14 protein-coding genes are annotated in these 21,111 nt (G+C 35.8%); 9 read left to right on the forward strand and 5 right to left on the reverse strand.

From position 1 onward, the window contains the following. Positions 1 to 123: 123 nt before the first annotated feature. The gene (locus IR022_RS16960; RefSeq protein WP_194204625.1) at positions 124 to 1,554 is read left to right on the forward strand and encodes a CCA tRNA nucleotidyltransferase; all 1,431 of its coding nucleotides are present in this window, start codon (positions 124 to 126) and stop codon (positions 1,552 to 1,554) included. A 56-nt stretch (positions 1,555 to 1,610) separates the two neighbouring features. Here the strand turns inward: IR022_RS16960 and IR022_RS16965 are convergent, their stop codons facing one another. The 5 genes from IR022_RS16965 to IR022_RS16985 all read right to left on the reverse strand — a co-directional run bounded on the left by IR022_RS16965 (position 1,611) and on the right by IR022_RS16985 (position 9,600). After that, complete coding sequence (locus IR022_RS16965; protein ID WP_194204626.1) at positions 1,611 to 2,480, reverse strand: beta-1,6-N-acetylglucosaminyltransferase; 870 nt, start codon at positions 2,478 to 2,480, stop codon at positions 1,611 to 1,613. 17 nt (positions 2,481 to 2,497) lie between these two features. Further along, on the reverse strand, positions 2,498 to 4,882 hold the full coding sequence (locus tag IR022_RS16970) for a transglycosylase domain-containing protein (protein ID WP_050711049.1): 2,385 nt from the start codon (positions 4,880 to 4,882) through the stop codon (positions 2,498 to 2,500). Positions 4,883 to 5,216: 334 nt separating this feature from the next. Further along, a complete protein-coding gene (locus IR022_RS16975; RefSeq protein ID WP_194204627.1) occupies positions 5,217 to 5,585 on the reverse strand; it encodes a hypothetical protein in 369 nt (122 codons plus the stop codon). Positions 5,586 to 5,728: 143 nt separating this feature from the next. Beyond that, positions 5,729 to 6,856: a PepSY-associated TM helix domain-containing protein gene (locus IR022_RS16980; RefSeq protein ID WP_194204628.1), complete on the reverse strand. Its 1,128-nt coding sequence runs from the start codon at positions 6,854 to 6,856 to the stop codon at positions 5,729 to 5,731. Positions 6,857 to 7,194: 338 nt separating this feature from the next. Further along, positions 7,195 to 9,600: a TonB-dependent receptor gene (locus IR022_RS16985; RefSeq protein ID WP_194204629.1), complete on the reverse strand. Its 2,406-nt coding sequence runs from the start codon at positions 9,598 to 9,600 to the stop codon at positions 7,195 to 7,197. A gap of 269 nt (positions 9,601 to 9,869) precedes the next feature. On the opposite strand from IR022_RS16985, the gene IR022_RS16990 reads away from it, so the two are divergent. From IR022_RS16990 to IR022_RS17025, 8 genes are all read left to right on the forward strand, one after another. Next, positions 9,870 to 10,184 carry a hypothetical protein gene (locus tag IR022_RS16990; protein WP_050711045.1) on the forward strand — a complete coding sequence of 105 codons (315 nt, stop codon included), beginning with the start codon at positions 9,870 to 9,872 and terminating at the stop codon, positions 10,182 to 10,184. Positions 10,185 to 10,213: 29 nt separating this feature from the next. Then, positions 10,214 to 11,905 carry a glutamine--tRNA ligase/YqeY domain fusion protein gene (locus tag IR022_RS16995; RefSeq protein WP_050711044.1) on the forward strand — a complete coding sequence of 564 codons (1,692 nt, stop codon included), beginning with the start codon at positions 10,214 to 10,216 and terminating at the stop codon, positions 11,903 to 11,905. A 103-nt stretch (positions 11,906 to 12,008) separates the two neighbouring features. After that, positions 12,009 to 13,424 (forward strand): tetratricopeptide repeat protein, encoded by a 1,416-nt coding sequence (locus tag IR022_RS17000; protein ID WP_050711043.1) that lies wholly within the window; start codon positions 12,009 to 12,011, stop codon positions 13,422 to 13,424. A 373-nt stretch (positions 13,425 to 13,797) separates the two neighbouring features. After that, positions 13,798 to 16,851 (forward strand): SusC/RagA family TonB-linked outer membrane protein, encoded by a 3,054-nt coding sequence (locus IR022_RS17005; RefSeq protein WP_194204630.1) that lies wholly within the window; start codon positions 13,798 to 13,800, stop codon positions 16,849 to 16,851. Between the two features lie 12 nt (positions 16,852 to 16,863). After that, complete coding sequence (locus IR022_RS17010) at positions 16,864 to 18,360, forward strand: RagB/SusD family nutrient uptake outer membrane protein (protein ID WP_194204631.1); 1,497 nt, start codon at positions 16,864 to 16,866, stop codon at positions 18,358 to 18,360. 139 nt (positions 18,361 to 18,499) lie between these two features. After that, positions 18,500 to 19,012 carry a Fur family transcriptional regulator gene (locus IR022_RS17015; RefSeq protein ID WP_050711041.1) on the forward strand — a complete coding sequence of 171 codons (513 nt, stop codon included), beginning with the start codon at positions 18,500 to 18,502 and terminating at the stop codon, positions 19,010 to 19,012. Continuing rightward, entirely contained in the window at positions 19,009 to 20,283 is a 1,275-nt protein-coding gene (locus tag IR022_RS17020) for an adenylosuccinate synthase (protein WP_050711040.1), read from the forward strand. Before IR022_RS17015 ends, IR022_RS17020 begins: the two co-directional genes overlap by 4 nt. A gap of 124 nt (positions 20,284 to 20,407) precedes the next feature. Further along, the gene (locus IR022_RS17025) at positions 20,408 to 21,088 is read left to right on the forward strand and encodes a zinc metallopeptidase (protein ID WP_050711039.1); all 681 of its coding nucleotides are present in this window, start codon (positions 20,408 to 20,410) and stop codon (positions 21,086 to 21,088) included. Positions 21,089 to 21,111 lie beyond the last annotated feature (23 nt).

A 21,111-nucleotide genomic window follows, 5' to 3' on the forward strand; every position in this document is an offset into this window, starting at 1 on the left:
AAGTACGTCTTATTGTTGTAATTTTGCAGCGAAGGTCGCAGACCTTTTTATTATTTTAGTATAGGGAACAGTTCATCTTACCCAAAATTAAAGTATAGAGAACTAAATATTTAACGTTACTTGATGCATTTAGATAAAGAATATATAGATAAGCATTTTTCGGGGAAGATATTTGATATAATAAGCGAATGTGCCGATGAGATGGGATTAGAGTGTTACGCTATCGGAGGATACGTAAGAGATATATTCCTGCATCGAAAATCGAAAGATATAGATATTGTAACAGTAGGTAAAGGTATCGATTTGGCAGCTGCTGTTGCTAAACGATTGGGAAGACCTACAAAACTGTCCGTTTTTCAGAGCTTTGGGACTGCACAGGTTAAGCATAAAGATATTGAAGTAGAATTTGTAGGTGCCCGAAAAGAATCGTACGAAAGAGGATCGCGTAAACCTTTTGTAGAAGATGGTACTTTGGAAGACGATCAGAATCGACGCGATTTTACAATTAATGCTTTAGCTATCTGTTTGAACAAAAATAGATATGGTGAGCTTCTCGATCCTTTTGGAGGATTGGAAGATATGGAAAATTGTATTATCCGTACGCCTCTTGATCCGGATATAACTTTCAGTGACGATCCTTTGAGAATGATGCGTGGCATTCGTTTTTCTAGTCAATTGGGTTTTGATATCGAAAGTAAAACATTTGATGCGATAAGTAAAAATAGAGAACGAATCAGTATTGTTTCGCAAGAGCGTATTATTGATGAACTGAATAAGATTGTGCTATCACCTAAGCCCTCAATCGGTTTTATTCAATTGGATAAAACAGGGTTGCTCGAATTGATATTTCCCGAATTAGTTGCGCTAAAAGGTGCTGAAACTAAGGATGGGATAGGGCACAAAGATAACTTCTATCATACACTTGCCGTACTTGATAATATATCGAGAAAGACAGACGATTTATGGTTACGTTGGGCGGCTATTCTACATGATATTGCTAAGCCTGCAACAAAACGTTGGGATCCTAAATTGGGATGGACTTTCCACAATCACAACTTTGTAGGAGCGAAAATGACACATGGTATATTTCGCCAAATGAAATTGCCGTTGAATGAGAAAATGAAGTATGTACAAAAGCTTGTAGGATTGCATATGCGTCCAATTGCATTGGTGGAAGATGTAGTTTCAGATTCGGCTGTCAGAAGACTATTGTTTGAGGCCGGAGATGATATTGAAGATCTTATGACTTTGTGTGAGGCTGATATAACTTCAAAAAATCCTGATAGAGTACGTCGTTTCTTGAAAAATTTCGAGATTGTACGTCAGAAGATGAAAGATATTGAGGAGAAAGATCATGTTCGTAATTTTCAGCCGCCTATATCGGGTGAGGAGATTATGCAGATATTTAATATTCCTCAAGGGGCAACAGTTGGTCGCTTAAAATCATCCATAAAAGATGCTATCCTCGATGGGGTAATACCTAACGAATACGATGCTGCTTATAAATATCTGGTTGATAAGGCGGAGGCTCTGAGCCTAAAACCCGTAAATTAAAGATATGCTGATAAAAATAAAAGGCGATAATAGAATTCTATTATCGCCTTTTATTTTTATATTGTTGAATTTCTTCTTTCCAGTATTTTGTGAACAACTTCTTTGTCTACGTCAATGTCAAATTTACGGGCAAAAAAATGTGGACTGTTTATTATGGCATCGTAGTCATCTATTCTGAGAGTTCGGGGATATTCAGGTCCTGTAAACCAGTCTAGATAGGTGATGTGCTCATTTTTAGTTTTACAATCAGACGTTCCCAATATTGTTTGCAACCACAGTTCATCAGCACAATACGAGTATTTGAATGTCTTCAGATATTTCGGGTTCTTATCTATGAAGTTCAGAAGATATTCCATTGCATCATATCGCAAGATAACCCAAGTTGAACCTCCGTAATATTCTACACCTTTATATAAAGGTCTGCGTAAATTATACTTTCGTTGATTCTTTTTTATGTTGCATATAACCTTACGTTTCAGTTTGTCCCAAAGGCTATTTCCTACTACATCGGACTCCCAAAAGAGTTGAACTCTGTCAAACCCTCCATTGAATTTCCATTGAGGAAGAGGGAGCTTGTCTGAAACAACATAGCTTGTATCTTCTTCCTTTAATCTGCGCTTGATAGCCTCATTCGAAATTAGAGGTATGTCTTGTGCACTGATTAATATGTAATACTGGTATTTGCTTTTAGATGCTTCTCTAAATAGAAAAAGAGGACAAAGTATCTGTGTATAGCCGCTCCAAATAATATTGTATTTAGAGTAGAACTTTACATTCGGATATTTAGAGATAAGTTCCTCTTTGTTTATTGTCGATTTAGTATCAATATGAATGTAGAGATCAAAATCACTAACCAGATTATTTATCAATAATTCTAATTGTTCCTGATTCTTATGAGCTATAATTAAAATAGCGATCTCATTCATCAAAGCAATACCTTATCTTAATTGAATATATCGTCAATACCTCCACTTCCTTGCTGAATGTCTGCTGCATTCATCAGAGCTTCTTCTGTTGTTGCTCCGGCACATGGATTAGGGTTTCCTGATACTTTGCTGAATTGGTCATCCGCAGAGTAGCCCAATGTTGGATCAGCATATACTTTTTGCATAAACAATCCGAAAATAGGAAGTGCCATACTTGCGCCTTGTCCTTGAGCAGTTCTATCGAAGTGTATTGAACGGTCTTCGCCACCTACCCATGTTGCAGTGACTAATTTGGGGGTAAATGCCATAAACCAACCATCGGAGTTGTTTTGAGTAGTACCTGTTTTTCCTCCCATAGGAGCTCGTAGGTTGTATCTCCATCTTATTCTACCACCGGTACCTCCATCCATTACTGCACGTAGCATATCAAGCATCTTGACAGAAGTTAATTCGTTAAATACTTCCCTCATTCGAGGTTCGAAATTAGCAATAATATTTCCGTGAGTATCTTCGATACGAGTTACATATGTAGGGAGAGATCTTATTCCTTTGTTAACGAATGCAGTGTAAGCTCCTGCCATTTCAGCAACAGATACATCGGGTGTACCTAATGCTAACGATACCACAGGGTCTATTTTTCCGGTAATACCGAAAGAGTGCAGTGTGCGTACAAAAGAGTAGGGTGATGTTTGCTTCATTAGATAAGCCGTTACCCAGTTATCAGAATTCTGCAATCCCCATTTGATAGATACCATCTCTCCTATTTTAGCAGAGTTGGCATTACGGGGAATCCATTCTTTTCCATCCTCAGTAATAAGTACTTGCTGTACGTGTAGCATTTGGTCGCAAGGAGTCATACCTTCTTCCATAGCCAAAGTATATAGGAATGGTTTTATGGTAGAACCGATTTGTCTGCGTCCGATATTCACCATGTCGTATTGGAAGAATTTGAAATCTATTCCTCCTACATAAGCTTTAACCTGTCCGTTACTTGGCTCCATAGCCATAAATCCGGCGCGAAGATAGCTCTTGTGGTAGCGTATCGAATCCCAAGGGGTCATCGTTGTATCTACATCTCCCGACCATGAAAATACTTTCATGTCAGTAGGTTGTTTAAAGGCTCTGAGTATTTCACTCTCAGAATATCCTTCCTTCTTCATGTTGCGGTAACGATCCGATACTTTCATCGATTTGTAAATCAAAGAATCAGCTTGTTTTGCAACACTCGAAGAGAATGGCGCATAAGATCGTCCTTTCTTTTCTTTGTCAAATAAAGGTTGTAAATCTTTGCTTAAATGCTCCTTCATAGCTTCTTCAGCATAGGTTTGCATTTTAGAGTCTATGGTTGCATATATTTTCAGGCCATCAGTATATAAACTGTAAGGTTTTCCGTCTGCTTTTTTGTTTTTGTTACACCATCCGTAGAGAGGATCTGTTTCCCATGAAAGAGAATCCTGGCTAAATTGATTTTTTTGCCATGCAGCATAATTATCCGGATCGGGTTTTTTTGCAGTCATTACCTGACGTAAGTATTCGCGGAAATAAGGTGCTAATCCATCTTTATGATCTACTCTTACATAATCAAGCGTGAGTGGTAATTGTTTTAACGAATCTAACTCGGCTTTAGTAATGTAGTTCGATTTGTACATTTGCTCCAATACCACATTTCTACGCCCTTTTGTAGCATCAGGTCTTCTTTTAGGGTTGAAATGCGAAGGATTCTTACACATTCCTATAAGTGTTGCAGCCTCCTCTATTGTAAGATCTTTAGGCTTTTTATTAAAGTAGACTTTTGCTGCCGATTGAATACCTACTGCATTATTTAGGAAGTCAAATTTGTTAAGATACAAATTGATAATTTCTTCTTTAGTATAGTTTCTCTCCAATTGTACAGCAATAACCCATTCTATTGGTTTTTGCAGAACTCTGTCAATAACATCATCAACGGGTGGAGAGTATAGTTGTTTTGCTAGTTGTTGAGAAATGGTACTACCACCGCCGCCACTTTCCTGCTGGAAAATAACACGTTTAACAACAGCACGTCCTACAGCATATACGTCTATTCCCGAGTGTCCATAGAAACGGGCATCTTCGGTTGCAACTAAAGCCTCCACTAAATAAGGAGATAGTTCATCGTAGCTCGAATAGATTCTGTTTTCTTTACTTTGAGAGTATGTTCCCAATAATTCACCATCGGTAGAGTATACCTGAGAGGCGTATTTGTCGATAGGGTTTTCCAGATCTTCGATGGGTGGCGTGTAGCCTATGGTGCCTGTGGCAATAAGGGTGAAGATTGAAGCAGTAAATAGTATTATTGCTATGAATATTATCCACAGTAATTTAACAATCTTATTGGACTTATTACTTGTATTTTTCCCTTTTTTCTTTTCCTGTTTACTCATATAGTCTTAAAAACATAAATAAAAATCGATTTGTCGATTGATGTTTTAACCGTGCGAAAGTAATCAAAAACAATCAAATATCACAAAAGATTGATTCACTTTTATAAAAGCTTAGGATAAGGAGAGTGTACCTTATTCTTTTTTTATTTGGTCTTAATACCTTTTCCTTGAAATTGTATAGAGAGTTGGAATCGTTATCTCGTAGACTTTAGTGGTTTATCTTTAAGATAGACTGAGCCAAATGAATAAGAAAAACAGCAATTGTTGCTGTTCTTTTTATGGTAATGATTGTTTTTATAGCACTGTTAAAATAGGGTGTGCTGTTTAGAGTTACTTATTCCACAAAAGAAATGAATTTATCTCCTAGTTCCTGATATTTTTTTGTGTCAGCATCAGAGAGCTTATACATTATAGTACCTTCTTCTCGTAGAAATGTTGTTATTTCCAGACCTATTCTAGTTCTTTCTGCAATTGCATCTTTATCTCCTGCTTTTGCTTTTTCAACGAAAGGAGCCATTTTGTCTAATTGTTCTTCAAATTTCACTAATACTGCCAGCGCTTCCTTATCGGATGATTGTCCTGAATCTTCGGTCGATACTTTCTCTGCACTTTCAGTTTCGGTCTTTTCAGCTTTTTTTGTGTCTCCGCACGATGTAAGTATAACTGATGTTGCTACGAATAATAAAATAAATAATTTCTTCATTTCGATTGCTGTTAATTAGTGTTTGTTTTGAAGTTCGCTGCAAATGTAAATATTCCCTCTAGGATATAGAAGGAATATTTACAAATAGTCTAATATCTTTTTGGGATATTACTGTATCTGCCAGATATATTTTTTATCGTTGTTTACGATGCAGAAGGGATGGGTCTCTTCTTTTTTGATTTCTTCAGGCTTTTTCTATAAAACATATAATATCCAGTAAGAGGTAATGTCCCACCTATAATACAAGCTATGCAAGTAAGGATACGGACAATAATACCTCCGAATGCGCCTACATGGAGTGCATATGCCCATGACATTATTTTAGATACCGATTTTTGATCGGCAAAAAGCTCAGTTTTCAAGACTTCACCAGAGGTATTGTCCAGAGAGTATTTATCTGTAGCTCTTAGATGCGGTGCAGACTTATCTAGAATAGTTGCCGACCCGTCTGATATTGTAATGTATTCGTTATTTGGTACTTGTTTCGTTAAGTTATCCAAGGCAGCTTGCCACGATTGGTAGTTTATTTCTTTAGGACCTTTGCTTTCTTTATTACCCTTGCCTCCTCCACCTTTACCTTCTTTCTCGGCAGGAACTTCTACCCCAAAGAGTTTACATACTCCATTTCTGTACCATTCAAAAGACCACATTAGTCCCGTTAGTGCCGATATTAGGAGGAATATACATACATATATACCGAGGCTTACATGAATATCGTGTAGGAATCGTTTTAGTCCCGATTTGGTTTTGATCTTAAATCTGCTTTTCAGTTTCTTTTTATCCGTCGGAAACCACCAGACAAGACCACTTATAAGTATGAATACAAATAATATGGTTGTAATGCCAACAGTGTATTTGCCCCATGTACGTGATCCATCCATAAGCCATCTATGTAATGACATCATGGTAAAGAAAAAGCTGTCTCTGAAACTATATGTTCCCTTCAAGTCGCCTGTGTATGGATCTACAAAAGCTGAGATGCGGAATCCTTCGGAAAGTGATGCTATGTAAGTTCTTTCAGGGTTTGAGCTTACTTTTATGCTTGCCACTGTATTGTCTTTGAGTTGTGCGTTGACAATTGGTATAAGTTGGTCTACGGGTATTTTTGTCTCTTTTATTTCTTTTACGAAATAGCGTTCAGGATAATATGATTCGAGTATTTCTGTTTCAAATGAAAGGATAGCTCCTGTTATACAGATTATTGTAATAATTAAACCTACGGGCAAAGAAAGCCATAAGTGTACTTTTTTGAAGAATTTTCTGGTTGTCATTGGGTTTAAGTAAAAATTAAAATTGGATATATGAGCTTTAATTGGGCTCATAGCCAGAGTTATAAAATGGTATGTGACCGTAAAAAAATGAACCGATGTTATGAATGGTTATTCAAAACATCGGATACACTTTGTCATTAAGTCAGTAAGTTATATTTAAAGTCGTATATTTATATTATAACATTGACAAAGTTAGGTCTAAACGCATTATGGGGCAATCGCAAGAAATGATGAATTTCTATCATCTTAATCACTATTAATAGTGATAGAAATAAAAAAGAGTCTGCTAATTACAGCGGACTCTTTTTGTTTATTAATATAGCTTATCTCTCTTTCTTTTAGAATTGATAAGATACGATAGCTGAAAAGTTGCGAGGGTCAACCTGATTTATGTATCCACCACGGTAATATGAATTGTAACCTAATTCATCAAATACATTGTTGAAGAATACACGAGTGGTTACAGGTCCATAAGTATAAGATAGCTGTACATCTACTGTTGTAAAAGCAGGCATATCGAATGGTCTAGCTCCAATTAGAGATCCATGTCCATCAGGACTTAAAGAGAAATCATTTACAGGACGTTCTCCTACATAATACGCTCCGGCTCCTATTGCGAATCCTTTTAGGACTCCTCTGTTAACTGTATATTGTGCCCACGCATTAGCTGTATGCTTAGGAGTATTCATTGGTGCCGAACCATTTTTGTAAGAAGGGCTATCTTGGTATCTAGCGTTTAGGTACGCATATCCTAACATTACTTGTAGATTTTCTAGCACACGACCGTTTAATTCTACCTCAACCCCGTCTCTTCTTAGGTTTCCAGCTTTACGGTAGAAATCTGTAGGTACAGTTGCTCCTTCTAGGTAATAAGCATTTACTAAGTTGTCAGTAAGGATGTTGAAGTAAGTGAAATTAAAGCGTAATCTATTATTTAACCAATCTGATTTAATACCAACTTCAAATTGTTTAGTTTTAGATGCTCCAGCTCTGGTAACACTATCTGTTAATATATACCCTGCATTTCTCAAACTTGTACTAGTAGTATATGAACCGAAAACATTTACATTCTTAATAGGGGTAATCATAACTCCTAACATTGGATCCCATGCATCTTCAATAGTTGGTCCTGCATCAGAAGTTCCTGCTGCTACAGCGTTTATAGTAGATATACTGCTGTAACGTGCCCCCAAAATAGCTTTAAGGTATTTGTTGATGGTCATTACTTCTTGTGCCATAAACCCGTATGTGGTATATTTGTTGATGGCAGGAGTTACACTTTCTGGGTTTTTAAACGAAATGTTTTTTCTTGAATTGTCGATGCGATTTGCTGTTACATCTATTGTATCGATTACAGCAGAACCAAGATTTCTGGTAGTAGCTTCTGCTATTCTATAGTCAAATCCTAGTTGGAATGTATGCTTAATAGTTCCGGTATAAACATCTTTTCCGATGAAATCTAACTGGAATGTAGAGTTGTTATCGTCACGAAGATTACGAGTAAGAGTTCTTTTTCTTTTGTTGTAATCTGTTTTACTTGCATTCGCAAGTCCTGTACTTGTATTATCTACATTGTATGAAGATCCGAAATAAGCAGCTCTGATGCTTAGATTGTCGGTTAATTGACGATTTAGTCGAGCTGAATATGTAGTTACTTCTGTATTTACATTGTCATTTTTTAAGCCTAGGAACTTGTCGTGAGGCATATCATATAGAGCTTCAATGCTATCTGGTGCTAAATTGACAGTACTAGTAACAGGAGTTCTGTTTTCGTTTAAGTAGTCAAGTTCAAGGTTGATTACTGTCTTGCTGTCAGGACGCCATTCGAAAGAAGGGTTTATATAAACTCTGCTCATAGATACTACAGGTCTGTAGTTGTCCGCTCTCTCGTATGCTCCGTTTATACGGAATGCTGCTGTTTTGCTTTTGTTTAGCACAGATTGTACATCAAATGTTGGACGGAATTGTCCCCAGCTGCCTGCTCTTAAGTCAACTTGACCGGCATTGATGAACTTAGGTGTTTTAGTTACTACATTGATAACACCCCCAGCATTACCTAGATCCGAAATAACACCTTGTGTAACGGCTGCAGAACCTTTTATCATCTGTATGCTTTCTACACCTTGCATGTCTGCCACGCCGGCTGCTGTTTGAAACTGAGAGTCTATACGTACTCCATTCTTTAGAACAGGAATACCACGGAATCCACGAGCCGACATACTTTCTTTCACACCACCGTATGATCCGAAAAGGGTTACCCCCGGTACGTTTCTTAATGCATCAGTAATGGTTAAAGCTCCTTGTTCAGCTATTACTTTTTCTGAAATTACAGATATTGTTTGTATTTGCTCACTTGGACGCAATGGCATACGAGTGATCAATTCCAATTTTTCGGGTTGTTTAAAACGCTCACCAAAAACTTCCACTTCGTTAAGAGTATTACTTACTTTCAGGTCATAGCGAAGCGTTTGTTGAGAATGTTCTGTTACTGCAATTTCTTGTCTTTGTGAATTGTATCCAATAAAACTTGCAGCTATTGTAAATGTACCTTTAGGTAGATTTCTGAATTTGAATTCGCCTTCGTCGTTTGTAAGAGTCGAATAATTAGTTCCTTCAATCACGATTGTTGCTGAGACGAGCGGCGCTCCGTTCTCGTCATAAACATTTCCTCTCACCCTTTGTGCTGAAGCATATGTTGCACATATGAAAAGCAACAGGAGTGAAAAATAGACTTTTTTGAACATGGTTTTATTTATTGTTTAGTTAAAATTGATATAAATTAGAAAAGAGTTGCAAAGTTCAAGATTCGAGACCTTAGAGTCAATCACCATAAATAATGATATTCTATCTAAATTATAGCTTAATCTAGGTATTGGCGATAAATAATTTCTATTAATGGGTAAGTTTGGTTGTTTGAAAAGTATGCTGATATGCATAATTGTAACTTCCCTAATGTTATTCTAGGTAGTTTATTATTGAAAATATTTATCTTTGTAAAAAAGAAAATATAAAAATGAACGGATCTAGGTTAATTTTAGTGTTTAGTCTCTTTTTTAGTTTGTTCTTTCTGGCTTGTTCAGAACCAAGCATACAGGACGACGCACATAAAGCTGCTGAGTTGTCAAGATTGTCAAATGCTTCAGCTATGGATAATGATTTGAGTAATGCCGGAAAACTGTATAATGAAGTCCAGACAATAATGAATAAATACAGAGAGAATGGTAAATTTGAAGAGTTTTATCAACTATATAATAGCTATCTGGAAGAAAGTGCAGTGATGGATGATCAAAAGTCTATGTCTTCCGGATCGGAATCAACTCCTCAATAATTAAAAACAGAATATAATCAACATAAGCAATGTCAGAAATAACGCCAGCAGAAGACAAAAAAAGTCTAAACTTTATAGAAGTAATAGTTGAGAAAGACTTAAAAGAGGGAAAAGATGGAGGACGCATTCAGACACGTTTCCCACCAGAGCCAAATGGGTATTTGCATATAGGACATGCAAAAGCAATTTGTTTAGATTTTGGTTTGGCGCAGAAATACAATGGCATTTGTAACCTACGCTTTGATGACACTAATCCTGTGAAAGAGGATGTAGAGTATGTTGATGCTATAATGGAAGATATTAAATGGCTAGGTTTCGATTGGGCAAATGTATATTATGCATCCGATTATTTTCCTAAGCTATGGGATTTTGCCGTTCAATTGATTAAAGAAGGTAAAGCCTATATTGATGAGCAATCTGCAGAGGAAATTGCAAAACAAAAAGGTACACCTACTCAAGCCGGAATCGAAAGTCCATATAGGAATCGTCCGATAGAGGAAAATCTGGATTTGTTTGAAAAAATGAATCAAGGAGTTTTCGAAGAAGGAAGCATGGTGTTAAGAGCCAAAATAGATATGGCTTCATCTAATATGCACTTTAGAGACCCTATTATATATAGAATAATTAAACAAGCTCATCATCGTACAGGAAACCAATGGTATGCCTATCCGATGTATGATTTTGCACACGGGCAATGTGACTATTTTGAGGGAGTAACTCACTCTATTTGTACATTAGAGTTTGTGGTTCACCGTCCATTGTATGATTGGTTTATAGATCAATTGGCTACAAACGAGTACAGACCAGCTCAATACGAATTTAATCGTTTGAACCTTACTTATACAATGATGAGTAAGCGAAAACTATTACAATTGGTAAAAGAAGGTTTTGTAAACGGATGGGACGATCCTCGTATGCCTACTATTAGTGGATTTAGAAGAAGAGGATATACACCAGAGGCAATACATAATTTTATCGATCGTATTGGATATACCAAATATGATGGTATGATAGATTTTGCCCTGTTGGAATATGCAATTCGTGAAGATCTTAATAAAAGAGCAACGCGTGTTTCGGCTGTTATTGATCCTATAAAATTGATCCTGACAAATTATCCCGAAGGACAAACAGAAGTTCTTACTGCTCAAAATAATCCGGAAGATGAAAATTCAGGAAGTCACTCTGTTATTTTCTCTCGCGAGTTATATATTGAAAGAGACGATTTCATGGAAGATGCTCCTAAAAAATATTTCCGTTTAACTCCCGGACAAGAAGTTCGTTTGAAGCATGGTTATATAATAAAATGTACGGGCTGTAAACATGACGAAGCTGGAAATGTTATAGAGGTATATGCTGAGTATGATCCTTTGACCAAAAGTGGTATGGCAGAAAGTAACCGAAAAGTAAAGGGTACAATCCATTGGGTATCTACAAGTGATGCTATTGATGTAGAAGTTCGTTTATATGATCGCCTTTTTGTGTCGGAAAATCCAGCGGACGAAAAAGAAGGGGATTTTAGAGATTTACTGAATCCGGAATCTTTGATAGTGAAAACAGGTTGTAAAGCTGAATCGTACTTGAAAGAGGCTAAAGCGTATGATCATTTTCAATTTCAACGTATCGGTTATTTTAATCTTGATCCCGATTCTACGCCAGATCATTTAGTGTTTAACCGAACAGTTACATTAAAAGATTCATGGAGTAAAATGAAAGATAAATAAGGTTTACACCTTATTATATATAGCAGGTATGATAAAACCTGTTGTTTTGTAAAATGTAGCACAATATTTGTTTGTATTTATATAAATAATAACAAATTGTCTTATGGAAGAACGAAATATCTCTGATTTACTTTCTCGTTATGAGCAGATGCTCTTGACGGGAAAGAGTGTGTACTTTGATGCCGACGAATACGACGACTTGGCGGAGTACTATGATAAATTGGATGATATTGAAATAGCCAGAGAAATAGTTGATCTTGGGCTAAGTATTCATCCTGATAACGAATCGTTAATGTTGAGATATGGCAAATATCTCGTATATGATGCTAAATATACCACAGCGTTACATTACTTGAACTCTCGTTTCTCGTCGTATGACTTTGAGCTTTATCTGCTAAAGATAGAATGTCTACTGAATCTTGATTTGTATGCGGAAGCATATGAGTTGACTGCTGAAATTCTTAGGGATGAAGATACCGATTTAGATGTGATTTTATCAGAGTTAGGTTTTCTTTACGTAGAAGCCGAATATTATGATGAGGCGATCCTTTATTTTGAAAAAAGTCTTGAGTACGATCCTAGTAATATGGAGGTCTTGAATGATCTTGCATACGCTTATGAAGTGAGATCTGATTTTGCCTCTGCCATAATAGTTTGTAATCAGATTTTGGATCTTGATCCTTATTCAGTAGATAGCTGGATTATGCTTGGTAAATTATATTCATTAGAAGAGGATTTTGAGAAAGCAATCGATGCTTTTGATTTTGCTCTAGCTCTAGATGAAACGAATATCAATATATTAAAGTTAAAGGCTCATTGTTTGTTATTGTCAGAGCGATCGGAAGAAGCTGTTGAGATGTTGCAAGAATGTCTTTTGATGTCTCCGGACGAAAGCCTTTTGTATCTTTCTTTAGCAGAATGTTATATGAGTTTAGAGAAGTATGGAGATGTGCTGAAAGCAATATTATCATATGAAGAGCATGCAGGGGAAACCCCTGAGTCTATGGCGAAAAAAGCACATGTTTATTTACTTCAAGGTAAGATTGATGAATCCGTGGAGTTTATAGATAAAGCTCTAAATGCAGATTCAGACTCTTTCGATGTCAATATGATTGCTGGTGAGGTGTATTTAAAGCTGAATATTCCATCCGGTGCTGAAATTTTCTATAAAAAGGCTCTTTCTCTAAGAGAAGATGAGGCTGAGGAGGTTTTAGAGAAGTTGGTATCTGTATATCTTCGTAAAGACGAGTTGCTAAATGCTATTGAATGCCAACAGCGATTGTTTGAAATGACAGAATCAGCTGGTGCTCATGAAAAATTAGCGTTATTGTATATGGAAAATGGGGATAAAGAAAAATTTCAGACTAGTATTGAATCTTTCGATGATGAATCGCTGTTTTCTATTTTCTCTGTTTTTTATCCAAATGACATCTCAGATACACCAAATCGAGAATCATTGTTACTCCGATTAAATGAGGCATATGAATGTCGGTTGTTGTATAAAAATATTAAGTATTAGAACTGTATATTGTCTTATATTAACATCTAGAAGCGTTTATTATAGCTACTTTCCGGATAAGCACTTATTATATAAACCGTTGGTCTTTTGACTGGCGGTTTTTTCTTTGCATAAATATACAAATGAGATTTTATTGACAAATTGATGTTTATTTTGAATTTTTGAACCTTAAAAGATGTTTAATAGTTCTATCTTCATATCTAATATCTTTTTTAAATAAAGAAAAACTAACATTTAACGTCCCATGTTTTGTATATTTTGTGAAAAAAACATACATTTGCCTCTCCCATTGTGAAAGAATGTAAATAGCTTCCCTTGGTTTGTTAGGTAATTGATTGATATTAATATAATTGAGTAATTTAAAGTAGTGTTTATGAAAAAATTGATAATGATTTTGGCTTGCGTGCTGGCAAGTGTCGGGTTATCAGTAGCTCAAACTACACATGTTTCAGGTACAGTCTTAGATGATACTGGTGAAACTGTGATTGGAGCTTCGGTCGTAGCTAAAGGTACAACTGTTGGAACAGTAACCGATGTGGATGGAAATTTCTCTTTGAATATTCCATCAGATAGAAAAATACTAGTAATTTCTCTTATTGGTATGAAAACCAAAGAGGTTGCTGCTGGAACAAATTTGAGAATTGTTATGGAAAACGATTCTAGATTAATGGATGAAGTTGTTGTGACTGGTTATGGAAACATAAAGAAAGCTAGTTTTACAGGATCTGCCTCCGTTCTTTCTACAGGTAAATTAGAAAATGTACCTGCTATATCATTGGAGGCTAAGTTGGCTGGAGCTGCAGCTGGTATTCAGGCTGGAGCTGCTTCGGGTACTCCTGGTGCTGTAGAATCTGTTCGTATTAGAGGTCTAGGTTCAGTGAATGGATCAATCGAGCCTTTGTATGTAATAGATGGAGTTCCTATGTCAGCTAATAATATGTCAGAATTCACTTATTCAAAATCAGGAACAAGTGTTTTGTCTACATTGAATACAAATGATATCGAGTCTATTACTATTATAAAGGATGCTGCTGCAGCTTCATTATATGGTTCACGTGCATCTAATGGTGTGATTGTAATTACAACGAAGAGCGGAAAGGCTGGTAAAACTCTTGTGAGTTTAAGATCTAATTGGGGATTCTCTGATATGGCAATAAATTATCGCCCAACATTAGGCGGTGATGATAGACGCGAACTGATGTATCAAGGTTTGATAAATCAGTATAACAATAATAATGCAGGTGCTACTTCTGAAGCAGCTACAGCTTTTGCAGATAAAAATATAGACAGATATGCCGAAAAACCAGCTACAGGTTGGGAAGATTGGCGTGATCGTTTACTTCGTACAGGTAAGCAGCAGAATTATGAAGTGAATATGCAAGGAGGTAATGATAAAACGAAGTTTTATTCATCTCTTACTTACATGGACATGGAGGGTATTACTCTTCAGTCTGATTTCCAAAGAATAACAGGGCGTTTAAATTTGACCCATAAAATGGATCGATTTACTTTTGGCGCTAATGTAACTTATTCAAATACAAAACAAAATGTGAATAGTGAAGGTACTTCTTATTCTAGTCCCATTATGGCTATTTCGATGAGTGCAACTCCTCAGGATTTTGCATTTAACCCTGATGGTTCTTTTAATTTAACTAAGAAGTTCCCTGCATTAGGAAAGCCTTTGGCGAATCCATTGTATACAGCTGAACTTAATTATAATAAGAATGATTTGAATCGTTTCTTAGGATCTGTGAATGGACAATTTGATATTTTAGATAATTTGTTTTTGAAAGAGACTTTCACTTATGACTTTGTAAATACAAATAGTCGAGTATGGTGGGATCCAAGATCTAATGATGGTTTAACTGCAGGTGGTGTTTTCCAAAGAGTATTAAGTAATCAGAAAACATTAACTTCTCAAACTCACTTGATGTTTAATAAAACATTTGATAAGTTACATAGCTTTGATGCTTTGGCTGGTTATGAAATAGAGAAGTTTAAATATGACTACATATATGCTAGTGGTACCGGTTATCCAACTTATTCTAAACCTGAAATCGAAAATGCTGCAACAACAAGTTCTTCTAGTCACTTCGACGAGAGTCGTATGATATCTTATTTGGTTACAGCAAACTATAATTATGATAACAAATACTACTTAAGTGGAAGCTTAAGACGTGATGGTTCATCTAAATTTAGTAAAAATAATAGATGGGGAGATTTCTGGTCTGTGTCAGGATCTTGGAGATTTACTCAGGAGCAGTTTGTAGACCCTATAAAGAGTGTTCTTACAGATGGTAAAATCCGTTTTTCTTATGGTACTAATGGTAATATGCCAGTGAAATATTACGAACATTTAAGTGTCTTTAGTTTTGGCTATAAATATAATGGCAGTCCAGGGTCGGCTGAGTCGAGCTTAGCTTATACAGATCTAAGATGGGAGAAAAGTAAATCTTTAAATATTGGTTTAGATCTTACATTTATAGACCGTATTAATGTAACATTAGATGTTTATAATAAGACTTCTAAAGATCTACTTTTGGATAGAAGAGTTTCAATGCTTACAGGGTTTAGTTCAACATTTATGAATATTGGAGAATTGACCAATAAAGGTATTGAGCTTGAAATAAAGACTGTTAATATTTCAAATAGAGATTTTGACTGGTCTACATCCTTCAATATTGCTCATAATAAAAATGAGTTGACTAAAATTGATGGAGTTTTAAGTGAGTTTACAACTAATAGTACTCGTTTACTACATAGAACAGGACAGCCTTTTAATTCTTTATATGCTTATGAGTATGCAGGAGTAGATCCAGCTACTGGTAAAGAAATGTTTTATAAAAACACAAAAGGTCACGAGCGTGAAACTACTACTAACTCTGCAGAAGCAAAACAAGTTATTATAGGTAAAGTGGATCCAGATGTAATGGGTGGACTTACTAATAATTTTAGATATAAAGCCTTTGATTTAGGATTTACATTTACATATTCATTTGGAGGAAATCTGTATGATAATGCAACATGGATCAATTCTAATGGTGGATCTTTTAACTATAACGTTCCTGAATATAACAAACTAGGAGAAATGTGGCAAAATCCAGGAGATAATGCAAGACTACCTCAGTTTGTATTAGGTAATGTTAATACACCATCTTCACGATGGATGCACTCAACAGACCACGTTCGATTAAAAAATGTTACTTTTGGATATACACTGCCTCAAAATGTTCTTAGAAAATTGAGCTTAGGTAATGCCAGAGTATATGCTTCTGCTGTCAACTTGTTTACTATAAAATCAAGTGATTTAATTGTAGATCCAGAATTACCTGTAGATCCAAATCCTGCAAGTAGAACTATCGGTGTGGTAACATTCCAAACTCCACCATTGAAAACAGTTACATTTGGTATCGAAGTTACTTTTTAAAAAAATGAAGATATGAGAAATATAATTAGGATATTAACAGTTTTATTTTTAACCACGTCTTATTCATGCTCAAGTGACTGGTTAGATGTTTCCCCCAGCGATGGACTTCCTAAAGACCAAGCCATAAACAATCTAGCAGATGCTAAGGTTGCTCTTACAGGGGTTTATGATGCTATTCAAGGAAATAGTGATGCTAATACTCAGGGACCTTCATATTATGGAGCGAGAATGATTTATTTTGGAGATGTGAGAGGTGATGATATGCAAGCTAGAGAAGCTACAGGTCGTACCGGTCCTTCTTATGTAATGAATTATACTATAACAGGAGAGCCTCAGATATGGCTTGCTCCTTATCGTCTTATTCGCAGAGCAAATAATCTAATAACTGCTATTGATGAAGGTAGAGTTAGTGATGCAGCTCAAGCTGACCAAAATGATCTGAAAGGACAAGCTTTAGCAATTAGAGCTTTGGCACATTTTGATTTAGTTAGAGTATATTCACTACCATATTATGTAACAAAAGGTGCAGGTTTTGGTATTCCTATTGTGCTAAGAGCTGAATCGTATGACTTTGTTGCAGGGCGTAATTCAATTGAAGAAGTTTATACCCAAGTTATAAAAGATCTTACAGAGTCAATTTCTTTAATGAAAAGTGCTAAATCATTAGGTTACTTTAATACATGGGCAGCGAAAGCTCTTTTGGCCAGAGTTTATCTTTATAAAGGAGATAATGAAAATGCATATAAAACAGCTTTAGATGTTATAAATAATAGTCCTTATTCTTTGTGGAAAAATGAAGAATATACATCAGTTTGGGCGAAAGCCGGTACTTCTGAGGTTTTATTCGAAATCATAAACTATGATACAGATGACTGGGTTGATAGAGAGTCTATTGGTTACTTATATGCAGAAGATGGTTATGCAGATGCTTTGATGACTAAAGCTTTTGTGGATTTAGTAGGAGCTAAATACTCAAAAGATGTTCGTCAAGGAGTAATGTTGCGTAGCAATCTTCCTGATGCTGATGCAAAAAAAGAACCTTGGGGTTTGAATAAAGTTTTTGTAAATAAATATCCTGGACGAGAAGGTTTTGATGATATTCGTGTGAATAATATCTCTATACTCAGATTGTCAGAAGTTTATTTGATTGCGGCCGAAGCTGCAGCAAAACTTTCAGATGGAGCTAATGCTGCTAAATACTTAAATGCAATTGTTCTAAGAGGAAATCCTGATGCAACACCAGTTTCTGCATCTGAAGCAACTCTGGATAGAATTCTACAAGAAAATCGTATTGAGTTCGTTGGTGAAGGACACCGTTTCTTCGACTTAATGAGAAATGGAAAAGAAGTGCTACGTTATACTAATGATGCAGATATGGGATGGCATTTGCCTCTATCAGCAGAATCTAGAAAGTTTGATGTTAACTACTTTAGAGTGATATTGCCTATTCCTGATAATGAGGTAAGAGCAAATCCATTAATCAGAGAACAACAAAATCCTGGATATTAATAAAAAATATCATACATAGTAAAAACACGAAGAAATTGCTCTTCGTGTTTTTTTATGCCTTTAATTAATCTCAATAATAAAGTTTCAAATTGCTCCGTACTTAAAAAAAACGTATATTTGCTATTCTTGATCTGGTAAAATGGATAATCAGAAGATAAAAGAACAAGTATTAAATAAGTTTACTGAATACCTCAATCAGCATAAACATCGCAAGACACCCGAACGTTTTGCCATACTTGATCATATCTATTCCACAAAAGGACATTTTGACGTCGACTCACTTTTTCAAACGATGAACACCCAGAGTATCAGGGTTAGTAGAGCAACGTTGTATAATACAATCGAATTACTTTTGGACTGTGGCTTGCTTGTAAAGCATCAGTTTGGAGAAAATATTTCTCAATACGAACGTATATACGGCGCCGAAAATCATGATCACCTGATTTGTACAACTTGTGGAAAAGTAAAAGAATATAAGAATGCCAATCCATTTACTCAGACTCAGCAAAAAAGGTTTGCCAGGTTTAAGATTGCTTATTATAGTATGTATATATATGGTACATGTGCAAAGTGTTTAAAGGAGAGGCAGCAAGCGGAGAAGAAAAGTAAAAAGACAGAAGAAAATAAAATAAATACCAATAAGAAGAAATGAAAGCAGATGTACTACTGGGGTTACAATGGGGTGACGAAGGTAAAGGCAAAATAGTGGACGTATTGACTCCGAAGTATGAAGTGGTAGCCCGTTTTCAGGGAGGACCTAATGCTGGGCATACGCTCGAATTCGAAGGAGAGAAGTATGTTTTAAGATCGGTTCCTTCAGGAATCTTTCAAGGAGATAAAGTCAATATCATAGGTAATGGTGTTGTTCTTGATCCTGCATTGTTCAAAGGAGAAGTTGAATCTTTGGAGAAATCAGGACACGATCTGACTAAACGTTTGCTGATATCTAAAAAAGCTCATCTTATTTTACCAACACATCGTTTATTAGATGCTTGTTATGAAAAAGCAAAAGGTGATTCAAAGATAGGTACAACAGGTAAAGGCATTGGTCCTACATATACCGAAAAGGTAGGTCGTGGAGGTCTGAGAGTCGGAGATCTTTTGTGTGGTTTCGATGAGAAATACCAACAAGTCAGAACTCGACATTTAGATATTTTGAATCAATATAATTTCGATTGTAGTTCTTTAGCTGAAGTTGAGAAAGAATGGTTTAGTGGTGTCGAAAAATTAAAAGAATTTACATTTGTAGACAGTGAGTATTATATAAATGATGCATTGTCAAAAAATAAATCGGTATTAGCAGAAGGTGCTCAAGGTACTATGTTGGATATTGACTTTGGTTCTTATCCATTTGTTACCTCTTCTAATACAATATCTTCTGGAGCTTGTATTGGCTTGGGTATTTCTCCTAGTAATATTGGAGAGGTGTTTGGTATCTTTAAAGCATACTGTACAAGAGTAGGAAGTGGTCCTTTTCCAACGGAGTTGTTTGACGAAACAGGCGATGAACTTCGTAAATTAGGTTTTGAGTTTGGTTCGGTTACAGGACGTCCTCGTCGTTGTGGCTGGATTGACTTGGTTGCACTTCGTTATGCTATTATGATAAACGGGGTAACTCAGTTGATCATGATGAAAAGTGATGTTCTTGATACGTTTAAAACGATCAAGGCATGTGTGGCTTATGAAATTGATGGTAAACAAACAACAGAATTTCCTTTCGAAATTGGAGATAATGTAAAACCTATATACAAAGAACTTCCGGGTTGGAATATTGACATGACAAAAATGCAGAGTGAGGAAGAATTTCCTCAGGAGTTCATAGAGTACGTCAATTTCTTAGAAGAAGAATTAGATGTTACTATCAGCATAGTGTCAGTAGGTCCTGATCGCGATCAGACTATTAAACGTCAGTATTTCGTGTAATCCGTGATTAGCCTTTTTTAAGTAATTATCAAATTTACAAACAATTAATATGTATATCTTTGGCATATCTTTTGATAAAGATAATTATAAGGTAGAAAAGGTTATTAATTAAAATAGTAAGATTATGTATTTCGGATGGATTTTATTCGGTATAATTGCTTTAGGAGGCTGGATTGTTTCGGCTACTTTACAAAGCAAATTTAAAAAATACTCAAAAGTACCATTAGATAGCGGTTTGACTGGTAGAGATGTTGCATTGAAGATGTTACATGATAATGGAATATATGATGTGCAAGTAGTTTCTACACAAGGAATGTTGACTGATAATTACAATCCGGGTAATAAGACTGTCAATCTGAGTGAAGGTGTATATCATAGCAATAGTGTAGCAGCGGCAGCAGTTGCAGCTCACGAATGTGGTCATGCGGTGCAGCATGCAAAGGCATATGGACCTTTGACATTAAGATCGGCTTTAGTGCCAACAGTTAGTTTTGCATCTAAATGGGTTATGTGGGTATTATTGGCAGGTATATTTATGATCAATACTTTTCCTATATTAATATGGATAGGTATAGCTTTGTTTGCAATGACTACAATCTTTAGTTTTGTAACATTGCCAGTCGAAATAGACGCAAGTAATCGTGCATTAGTATGGCTTAATACAGCGGGTATTGTAAGAGATTCTAATAAAGATAAAGCGAAAGATGCTCTGAAATGGGCTGCATACACTTATGTTGTAGCTGCTTTAGGTTCTTTGGCAACTCTTATATATTATATCTTTATCGCATTGGGGAGTAGGAGATAATCCTTATTCCCTCTAAAATAGAA

It is taken from the genome of Dysgonomonas sp. GY617 (assembly GCF_015233815.1).
Lineage (GTDB): Bacteria > Bacteroidota > Bacteroidia > Bacteroidales > Dysgonomonadaceae > Dysgonomonas_A.